Raw genomic sequence first — 9,310 nt, forward strand, 5'->3', positions numbered from 1 at the left:
ATGGGCTATAGCCTAGCCACACAAAGGCTTTGACTGTTTTCGGAGATGTCTAGTGCAGCTTAAAGTTTTTGGGAATGCTAGCAACTGGGGCGATTGTCGCTGTTAATAATCTTAATCCCTTGTCATTACTGACATTAGGTATAGGGGGAGTGCTAGCGATGTCTAGCAACAAGCTGCTTTGCATCTACGCTCCTAATCTCAAATTTTCCTCTAAGAATCAGACTCAAGACCCAGCACCAGCAATAGAACAGATACCCACGCCTTGAGAGTTCTGCATTTACAGACAAGCCAAGCTAAACCGGACTACAGCCTCACTCCTAGCGAATGGGGCTATTCTCATAGCTGGGGAAGACGGGAGTGGTAAATCCACCTTAGCGATCGCAGTTGTTGAAAAACTACAAGCCGATGGCTTCATGGTCACATTCATTGAACCAGCCACCCCTAAACAGATGTTGCTGGAAATCGCTCACCAGTTCGATATACCAACCGAAGACCTAAAGGCTAAGTCACTCACGGCTGCCAAACTAAAAAGGGCGATCGCCGATTTCTTAGAGGAAAACACAGCCTTTCTCATCCTCGATGATGCTCACTGTTGCGATGCCAAATTTAGGATGTGGCTAAAGCAATTGCGACGAAATGACGCGCCTATGCTGTTACTTGCCACCGACCCCCCCACGCACCGATATCTTTATTAACATTCCCAGGATTGAATTGAAACCCCTACCAGAGTATGCGATTCAAGAGATTATGATACAGGCTGCTGCTAAAAGAGCGATCGCACTTAAACCTTCTGAATTATCCAAGCTCCAAGAACGCGCCGGGGGTAATTCCATGCTGGCGGCTCGTGCAGTGGATGAGGAGTATTTGGGATTAGATGTGGAATCGGGCGACCACCGCCGCTACTTCGACATCACACCCCTGATACTCCTGGCGGGAATTGCCTTTGTGATTATGAGGTTTATCGGGTTGGGGACTGGCGATCAAGCCTTGTACATTATTGGAGGTATCGCGGCGGCTGTATTCCTCGGACTTTCTCGTCTTCAGTATAATCTGCCACCATAATATAGGAGGATACGGTAATGCTTGGAATTTCTCACCTATTAATTAGTGGCACAGCTACCAGCCTGCTGCTCGGAACTGCTAGCCCGACGATGATTGCTGTGGGTGCGATCGCAGGACTCTTACCAGACATCGACATTTCCACATCCCCGGCTGGTCGTGTTCTCCCGTGGGTGAGTGCGTTTTTTGAAAGCAGAATGCCACACCGTAGCTGCACTCATAGTTTAGTTGCCAGTGGTGCGATTGCAATTGCTGGTTACACCGCAGCACTGTTTAACCCCAATCTCCTAAATCTCGCTCACACCCTGAGTGTAGGCTACTTTTTTGGATGATTTGCTGACATTTTTACTCGTGGCGGAGTGGAAATGTTCTGGCCTTCCCCGGTGCGTTGTGTTTGCCCAGGAAACAGGAATTTAAGGCTAAGAACTGGCAGTAATGCAGAGTACTTTGTCCTTATATTGCTGATTGCGATCGCTCTTAGAACCTTTAGCATCAACAACTCAGGAGGAATCCTAACCCAGTTCAACCGATTAATTGCGTCCCCTTCAGGGGTGCAACATATTTTCAACGAGTCGGGGTCAACTCACTTAATTAAAGCCAACATTAAGGGGGTGCGAACAGGCGATCGCTTTAAGATAAATGGGCAATATCTAATTATCCAGGTGCAGGGAACTGGATTTTTGGTGCAATCCTACGACGGGCGGATTTACAAAGCATCGACGGAACCCGATGCACAGATTTTCTTAGAGGAAATCACAGCCGATGTGGGACGACCAGCAATTACCAATATTGAAGCGCTGACCTTGGAAGATGAACCGATAGGCTCGGCGATCGCCCAATTCAACCGCACCGGGGCGATGGTATTTATTTCTGGTCAATTGTCGGTTGATGGTTTAGAAACTTCAGGTTTACCCCGTGACCCGTACCAGTTTCCTGTGATTAAGGCAACTGACACCAGCATCACTTTGGAAGCTGCACCCCTTTCTATTGTTCAAAAAACATTGAGCGAGGAATTTGCTACAGGACAGTTACAAGTGAGGGTGATTAACAGCAGCAGTCAGTAATCCCCATGCTCTGTTTGCCCAATGTCTAATCTCTAATTGTCTAACTCCTAATTCCCCAATATCCCATGCCTAAACCATTACCAACAGCTACCTTAAAGCCTAATCAATCCAAAAAGACACTTATTGCTGATACATCTGGTATTTTGCTAGGTGACAAAGTTTACTGGAATCCCGCTCAACTTCGCAATGGTCACGCCGCTATTTTAGGAACTTCTGGGAGCGGAAAAACCCAGACTTTAAAAGCGATTGCTCATGAATTACCATCATTATTTCCTGATATCAAAATAGTTATTACAGATTTTCATGGTGACTTAGAGCTACCTTCAGAAGTTTGCTATTCACTTGATGCTGAGTCCCCTTATGGGTTAAACCTAACTATGAATTCGTAAAACCCTTAACCAAATAGGTCAAAACCTGATACAGCCAAAGCTCCCGCTATAGCCGAAGCTGCCAAAGAAACAAAAGCTGTGTTAAATAACCACCAAGCAGCACCTGCAACAGTTTTTTTGGTTTCAACTGCTTGCTTTTGTGCTTGCTCTTTGATTGCACTGAGGCGTTTTTGAGTTTCTTGCTGGATGCGTTCGGCTTGGTGCAGTACGCTATCCCGTGTGCCTTCGATTTTGTCGATAATCTTGTTAGCTTGCGCTTCGGAAATATCTTCACGCGAACTGAGGACAGCAACTAGGGTATCACGGTCTACTGAAGATAGGCGATCGCGCAAAGCCTCAAATCCAGCTTGCGGATCGTCAAACACTTTAGCAAAATCTTGCTGCATACCTTCATAATTGAGTTCAGGACGATCTAGCGAGTTGAGGTAATTGCGAACAGAGCCGAAAATACCATCAAGTGCCGATTGCACCTTTGACTGAATCTGCTGATATTGTTCGACAATCGAGTTCCGCACAGAATCGATTTGATCCACAATTCGGTTAGCTTCTTCTTCTGAAATATCCTCACGTTGGGACAACAAAGCCACGAGTGTAGAACGGTCGAATTTAGAAACACGCTCACCTAAAGAAGACACACCAGCACGGGGAGAAGACAGCAACAATTGCAAATCGCGCTTAATACTATCCGGGTTGAGTTCTTCTTTATTAGTGTTACGCAGATAGTTTTCTAGATAAGCTTCAAACTCCTGCGCTTTTTCAGTAGCACGGTTTGCCAAGCGTTGCGGTGCTTTGACAATATTATTGATAGCTTGTTCTGTTGAGTCGATGGTGCGATTTACTTGCTCCTCGCTCAAATCTCCCTGTTGCGTCAGCAGCTTGACTAAAGTTTCTCTATCTACTTGTGAAAGCCGCTCTCTGAGTGCATCAGCACCCTCTTTGGGGTCAGCCAATAATTTTTGCAAGTCTTGTTGAATACCTTCTGGGTTGAGTTCTTCCAGGTTGGTATTGCGGAGATATTCACTAATAGTACTCGTGGTTTTTTCGTACTGCTGTTTTACTGTCTCGGCGGCTTTTTGCGGAGCTTGCAAAACGTTATCCCGGACTGTGAGCAACTGGTCGATAGTTTGGTTTACCTGCTCCTCACTCAAATCTTGCCGTTGACTCAATAATTGAACCAAAGTATCGCGGTCAAATTGTGATAATCTGACTCTTAAGGCGGAGACTCCGGCTTGTGGGTCTTCTAAGAGTGTGACAAAATCACGCTTAATACCTTCAGGATTGAGTTCTTCTTTATTAGTATTACGCAGATACTCTTCTACCTTTTGCCGCAACTCATCAGCTCTTGCTTTGGTTTGCTCTTGCAGTTCTTTTGCCTGACCTAATACATGATCCCGAGTACGTTCAAATTGACCAACAATATTATTAGCTTCCTCTTCTGAGATATCTTCGCGGTCAGCCAGTAACTTCACCAAAGTATCGCGGTCAATTTCCGAAAATCTCTGACTTAAATCTTCAATGCCCGCTTCTGGGTCTTCCAGCAACTTCGTCAAGTCCCGCTCAATACCTTCTGGGTTGAGTTCTTCCTTCCCAGTTGAACGCAGATAATCTTCTAGACGGGTGCGAAGATTTTGTGATTTTTCTGTTGTATCTGCCTGCTTGACAGTTTCTAAAACTTCCGTGCGAATGCTTTCCATCTGCTCGGAAATTTCTTTGACTTTTGCTTCGTTGATATCTTCCCGTTGCTTGAGCAAGTTAGCAAAATACTCTCTTGTTAATTCCTCCAATTCCCGTCTGACATTTCCTGGGTTAGCATTCTGGTCATAGATGACTTCTTTTAATTCATCTTGGATTGTGATGCGGTTAAAATGCCAAGGGAAAGAATTCAAGATGTATTCTTCTATATCTGCCTTGACAGTATTATTTGGAAGTGTAGGTAATTTCTCAGCTCCAGAACTACTAAGCTTACTTACTTGCTGGGTTGCTTGGTCTTTAAGTTGTTGCAACTGTTGTGTAATTTTATCAACATCTACTTTCTGAACTTTCCCTGACAATTTTTGTAACTGTTGAGCAACTTTTTCTACATCTATTTGGGCAAAGTCAAACTGCTTCATCACCGCAGGTAAAGCCGCACCTAAGCCAACTTCAATAGCTTTCTTAACTATTCCATTGCCTTGCTTACCATTTCCACCTCCAACTGTTGCTAATTGCTGAATTTTTTCAACTAGTTTTTCAGGTTGCAATTCTTCTGGTGAGGCTTCTTGAAGTAAATTAATTATTTGGTCAGTGGGATTTGAGCCTTTCACAACTTGGTTCCAAGCACCTTGTAATTGGTCTGCAATTCCATTGATATCTGACTGGGAAAAGTCTGTGCGAGAACTAATTAAATCAACAAAAGTCTGGCGATTAACATTTTTGAGTAAGTCACTATCAGCAATTGATTGTAAGTCTCCCTCTTTGAGCAGCTTCTGAAATTGAGAGCCGATTTGTTTAGTATCCAGCTGCGGTAACTGTACACCGGATAAAGAACTCTGTAATGTATTTTTGATACTATCAGCATCAAAACCTGATGTGAATTCCCGACGAACGGCGGCGGTGATTTCTTCAGCTGTAGAAACCATCTGACTTTTAGCAGCATTAGCACCCAAAGCTGCAGTTGCTGTACCCATGACTCCTTGCATACCACTACTAACGGTACTAACAACAGAACCAATTAAGGAGCCGACTGCACTCGAACCTAACCACATAATGACTGTGAAATAGGCAGACCAAATGACTACACCGATAATTGCTCCTAAAAGCGCACTGTCAATTAAGCTGAGTTTCACCGCTAAAAAGCAAGCACCAAATAAGGCGATGGTTGCAGTAACAAGCGCCCAAAGACCGACGGCTGTTTCAACTTTGCGAATCGTTCCGCCTAAGCTTTCAGATTCATCAGAACTTTCGCTACCCCCTAAAGCTGAAATTCCTACAGCTACCGAGAAGTTTGTTAATAGCAATTGAAAGGCAAATGCCATCAATATACCAGCAAGCAATGCCACCAAAAATTTCGGCCCAGAAAAAACAAGTGATGCTTGTTCTGGAGTTAAAACTTCCTGAGCCATTGTCATCGGTGCTAAACCAAACAGTGTAAAATCTGTAATTGTAAACATTCTATTTTCCTTGTTCGATCTCAATTAGACATTGCCACTTGCGAAAAAAAGAACTTAATCAGGACAATATCTCAAAAGTTATTTAAGCTAGTGGTGTGTCAGTGTTTCCAGTGGTGGTTAGCTCAAGAATCTCTACCGGGAGTGAATGGGTGGAGTGAGTTTCAATACCCTTTGTTATGCCAACATCTCCAGTTTTCACTTGCTTATCGTCTGCAATCAGCTGTTAATCTAATATATTTGCAGTGTGCAGACAAATAACTATGTTGGACTAGCCTTTATTAAGGTGGGTAAATAAATACCTCTTTTAAGTCTTATCTCTGTGTTATCTGCGCCTCTTTAGTTAAATAAATTACTTTTTAACCGCAGAGGCGTAGCGAAAATTTGTCAGCACGAGCGAGTGCATTGGGCGGGTTTCTCTCCATAACAATGCCACTTTGCTTGAAGGGCGAAACCTCCACAAGCAAGTGTCTCAACTTTTGCAGACATCCAGACACAAAGCGCTGAGAAAAAAAGAGATTTTACGAGTCAGCTTAAAAGGATTAGTCCTATATGTGTATCAAGTTTGGAAATGCTTATTTATGTCCACCAAACCATTTAGCGGCGATCGCTCCCAAAGCTGCTCCGATAACTGGATTACTGAGAAACTTAAGAATTGCTGGTTGTTCAGCCATCACGGATTGGAAGATGTCAGGATGGCTATGATATGTGAAAGATGCCAGCTTGCTGAGGTCATCTGCATTCATGTGGTTGGGGTTGTGGGTAGAAAGTCCCAAATCTCGCTCCAGATGGCGTTCGTCTAGACCTCTTTGCTTTAAGTGCTTGAAAAATGCTCGAGCAACATCATCCCGTTCGTTAGGCTTAATCTGAGCGATCGCTTTCTGCAATTCTGGCTCCAGCTGGCTTGGGGGAATGCTGTTATGGTTAAAAGATTTACCAAATAATTGACGACGTTCTTCATGGGATGAGCGTTGAGCAAAATCGTCAAAGTTTTGGTAATCCTTGCTTGGATCAGATGAAACATCATCTAAAGATTCTGTATTACCATGCGCCAAATCATTGAGAATTTCGCGTTTATACTTGTCGCTGCTGCTCATTAAAAATGCCTCCTTTTATACTTTGAATCAACTGAATCAATTCTTGAACTGAGAAATTTGAGTAGTTATTTATACTCAACTTGATTTGATTGCACATCATACTGACCCGTCAAAATCAGTTTTTTATCGGGTGCGTATACCAAAATCGTCAAGTCTTGATTAGGAAAATTTTTGTGAAAACCTTGGACTAAGGATTTTGCTAATGGCCGCACTTCCGTCGGACGAACTTGAGGCGTAATCACGATACCTAACTTGTTGTTGTCACGGACATAAGCATCCTGGACAATTCCTTTTGCTGTACTGATAACCCAATTACCAAAATCCTGACCCTGTACGCTGTTACCGCGTTCTAACAAAGCATAGTCACCACTGCGACTGATTCCGGGCGGTAATTGAGTTGATTGTTTAGCTTGAACAGTGCCACTACAGGCGGCTATTGTTGTTATTACTAATACCAAGACTAAAGCTGTTAAAAACCGACGAAACTGTTGAATCATATTCACACTTGTCTCCTAAAAAAATAAGTTGGAAATTCCACAATTCCAGGCTATAGCAATCCTATTTTATCTATGAAATTTATTGAACCTGCATCGCGCAGCGTCTCGCAGAGAAGCCACCTTCTCTAGAAGACACTACATGTAGCTTGCTTCCCCATAAAGGTACGCGGAGCGTCTTGTTAGAGAAGAGTGCCAAGAAGATAAACAGAAAAGTTCAGAAATCATTTAGAACTGCTATAGAGGTTTGAGTAATTGCTTGAATAAACTCTAGCTTAAGATGCAACATACATGGCATGAATTTTAACTATATGTTCAAGCACTTTTGTAATTTGCATCCATCCAACATTGTGGCAAGCTCTCACCAGAAGGAAAATTTAATTTGCCTTTCTCAAAAGATTCTGGGTCTTGTTCTTCTTCTCCCACCTGATATTGTCCTTTAACAGTAGTTTCTTTCGGGCTAAACAGTGCCTCAATGTCGAGGATTTCTACTAAATTGCCGTTCTGTTTATCTTGTAGTAACATAGCAAAACTTAAGTTTGAGGTTTGAGGTTTAACTTACTGATACATTCTTTTTAATAGTATCAGCCCAACAGCATAAGGTGTACCACCCAAGAGTGCAGCAAGCGTCAGAAAAAATGTGCCGACAAGTTCAGCCAATATAGATTAGGCACTTTCTGGTTTGAAGAAGTCTGTCCTGTGGCTAAATCAGTAGATTAAATCTAATTGGGGATCTCTACAACTCTTGCGAACCCATATAGAAAGCAAATACATTTGCTCGATCACAAAAATGCCGAAAACCCTTGAAGATATTCCAGACTCAGCCTAGAATCTATGTGCTGTCTGACAAGCGATGAAGGTTAAAAGCAGTTTTATTAAATACGGTCTTTGGGCAACTTATTACCAGTTGTTTCCTCAATAGTACGACCCTCAGCATCAACATCTAACTCTTCACGTCGAATGGTATCTTCAACTTCAACGGTTTCTTTGTCTACAACTTTTTTCACTCTGACTTCTTCCCGCACAAAAGCTTCCTTATGGACATCTGCAACTTCTTCATAGAGTTCTATCTGTGCTACCTCGCCCTCGCGGAAGTTAGCTGTTTGAGGTGAGACAACTTTGCCTGCGTCTTGAGGAGTCACTCGCTCAATCACGACTCGCTCTCTTTCCACCGGAACAGCAACTCTGACAGTTTCCGTTTCGACATGCTTACCAATCGATACTTCTCCGGTTTTCCGACGCTGTTTATTAGCAACCAGCCTTTCTTCGTAGAGTTTGAAGCTTTGGTCTTCATGAGCGCTGACATCATACAGATCCGCGTCCTGTGCGTAGGTATAGCTGTTGAGGTCAGGACTAGGAGTAGTGCGTCCAACTGTCGATGCTACCGCAGCCGCAGATGTTGCATCCAGAGGTGCTGAATTTTCTACGGACGGTGTGCGATATGCTCCGCGCACTCGTTCTTCATAGTCGTAGTCAAGTGCTGTATGTTCTTGATATTCAGGTAAATTTTCCGCTTGCTCTCTTGTCATCCCAACGACATATACACGGTCTGCTCTAGAGTCAATACGCGATTTACCTACTGGTAGTAAGACTTTCTTGCCAAAAATCCAAAAGCCTAAGTCAACAATTAAATAGCGGAATGCTCCTTGGTCGTCTAGTACAGCATCATTTACTGTGCCAATCTTCTCATCAGTTCCCTGAACATACACACCCATTCCTTTTATGTCTTTACCCAGGGTATTAGAGTAGTCTGTATCAAATTCACTTATTTTTTGAAGTGGCATTATTTTTTATCCTTAAAATTATGCTCTTTATTTCCTCAATTATATACTATCCAAATAATTAAAAAAACTACTAAATTAAATTTTAATTTTTCACAGGTAAATATTATCATTAGGCATATTTTAGTACTTCTGTACTTATAACTTATAACTTCTGATAATAGTTTTATCTAATTTTTGTGACTAGCTTCTAGCCTTTTTGTGACTAGCTTCTAGCGCTATATATCATGTATTAATCTATATTAAACAATATATACCATCAATTGCAGCTATTTAAATA

At 42.6% G+C, this 9,310-nt stretch carries 11 protein-coding genes; 6 read left to right on the forward strand and 5 right to left on the reverse strand.

The window, feature by feature from the left end:
* Positions 1 to 74: 74 nt before the first annotated feature.
* From ACFFAP_RS31430 to ACFFAP_RS31455, 6 genes are all read left to right on the forward strand, one after another.
* Positions 75 to 266 carry a hypothetical protein gene (locus ACFFAP_RS31430; protein ID WP_375514883.1) on the forward strand — a complete coding sequence of 64 codons (192 nt, stop codon included), beginning with the start codon at positions 75 to 77 and terminating at the stop codon, positions 264 to 266.
* 111 nt (positions 267 to 377) lie between these two features.
* Positions 378 to 695 carry a hypothetical protein gene (locus ACFFAP_RS31435; protein ID WP_375514892.1) on the forward strand — a complete coding sequence of 106 codons (318 nt, stop codon included), beginning with the start codon at positions 378 to 380 and terminating at the stop codon, positions 693 to 695.
* Positions 658 to 1,062, forward strand: coding sequence for a hypothetical protein (locus ACFFAP_RS31440; RefSeq protein ID WP_375514884.1), 405 nt, complete (start codon positions 658 to 660; stop codon positions 1,060 to 1,062). Before ACFFAP_RS31435 ends, ACFFAP_RS31440 begins: the two co-directional genes overlap by 38 nt.
* A 17-nt stretch (positions 1,063 to 1,079) precedes the next feature.
* Positions 1,080 to 1,391, forward strand: coding sequence for a metal-dependent hydrolase (locus ACFFAP_RS31445; RefSeq protein ID WP_375514885.1), 312 nt, complete (start codon positions 1,080 to 1,082; stop codon positions 1,389 to 1,391).
* Positions 1,392 to 1,424: 33 nt separating this feature from the next.
* Positions 1,425 to 2,123 (forward strand): hypothetical protein, encoded by a 699-nt coding sequence (locus ACFFAP_RS31450; protein WP_375514886.1) that lies wholly within the window; start codon positions 1,425 to 1,427, stop codon positions 2,121 to 2,123.
* A gap of 65 nt (positions 2,124 to 2,188) precedes the next feature.
* Entirely contained in the window at positions 2,189 to 2,512 is a 324-nt protein-coding gene (locus ACFFAP_RS31455; RefSeq protein WP_375514887.1) for a helicase HerA domain-containing protein, read from the forward strand.
* A gap of 5 nt (positions 2,513 to 2,517) precedes the next feature.
* Here the strand turns inward: ACFFAP_RS31455 and ACFFAP_RS31460 are convergent, their stop codons facing one another.
* From ACFFAP_RS31460 to ACFFAP_RS31480, 5 genes are all read right to left on the reverse strand, one after another.
* Complete coding sequence (locus ACFFAP_RS31460) at positions 2,518 to 5,661, reverse strand: MFS transporter (RefSeq protein WP_375514888.1); 3,144 nt, start codon at positions 5,659 to 5,661, stop codon at positions 2,518 to 2,520.
* A 572-nt stretch (positions 5,662 to 6,233) separates the two neighbouring features.
* Entirely contained in the window at positions 6,234 to 6,755 is a 522-nt protein-coding gene (locus ACFFAP_RS31465) for a hypothetical protein (RefSeq protein WP_104908189.1), read from the reverse strand.
* A 65-nt stretch (positions 6,756 to 6,820) separates the two neighbouring features.
* Complete coding sequence (locus ACFFAP_RS31470) at positions 6,821 to 7,258, reverse strand: hypothetical protein (RefSeq protein ID WP_375514889.1); 438 nt, start codon at positions 7,256 to 7,258, stop codon at positions 6,821 to 6,823.
* A 306-nt stretch (positions 7,259 to 7,564) separates the two neighbouring features.
* Complete coding sequence (locus tag ACFFAP_RS31475) at positions 7,565 to 7,774, reverse strand: acetyltransferase (protein WP_375514890.1); 210 nt, start codon at positions 7,772 to 7,774, stop codon at positions 7,565 to 7,567.
* 350 nt (positions 7,775 to 8,124) lie between these two features.
* The gene (locus tag ACFFAP_RS31480) at positions 8,125 to 9,033 is read right to left on the reverse strand and encodes a DUF2382 domain-containing protein (RefSeq protein ID WP_375514891.1); all 909 of its coding nucleotides are present in this window, start codon (positions 9,031 to 9,033) and stop codon (positions 8,125 to 8,127) included.
* Between the last annotated feature and the right edge of the window lie 277 nt (positions 9,034 to 9,310).

This window comes from uncultured Nostoc sp., from assembly GCF_964245575.1.
Taxonomy (GTDB): domain Bacteria; phylum Cyanobacteriota; class Cyanobacteriia; order Cyanobacteriales; family Nostocaceae; genus Nostoc.

Bases quoted from the DNA above. Each gene is read 5' to 3' on its own strand.
- ACFFAP_RS31430 (WP_375514883.1), top strand. From the start codon at position 75: ATGCTAGCAACTGGGGCGATTGTCGCTGTTAATAATCTTAATCCCTTG.
- ACFFAP_RS31445 (WP_375514885.1), top strand. From the start codon at position 1,080: ATGCTTGGAATTTCTCACCTATTAATTAGTGGCACAGCTACCAGCCTG.
- ACFFAP_RS31450 (WP_375514886.1), top strand. From the start codon at position 1,425: ATGTTCTGGCCTTCCCCGGTGCGTTGTGTTTGCCCAGGAAACAGGAAT.
- ACFFAP_RS31455 (WP_375514887.1), top strand. From the start codon at position 2,189: ATGCCTAAACCATTACCAACAGCTACCTTAAAGCCTAATCAATCCAAA.
- ACFFAP_RS31460 (WP_375514888.1), bottom strand. From the start codon at position 5,661: ATGTTTACAATTACAGATTTTACACTGTTTGGTTTAGCACCGATGACA.
- ACFFAP_RS31465 (WP_104908189.1), bottom strand. From the start codon at position 6,755: ATGAGCAGCAGCGACAAGTATAAACGCGAAATTCTCAATGATTTGGCG.
- ACFFAP_RS31475 (WP_375514890.1), bottom strand. From the start codon at position 7,774: ATGTTACTACAAGATAAACAGAACGGCAATTTAGTAGAAATCCTCGAC.
- ACFFAP_RS31480 (WP_375514891.1), bottom strand. From the start codon at position 9,033: ATGCCACTTCAAAAAATAAGTGAATTTGATACAGACTACTCTAATACC.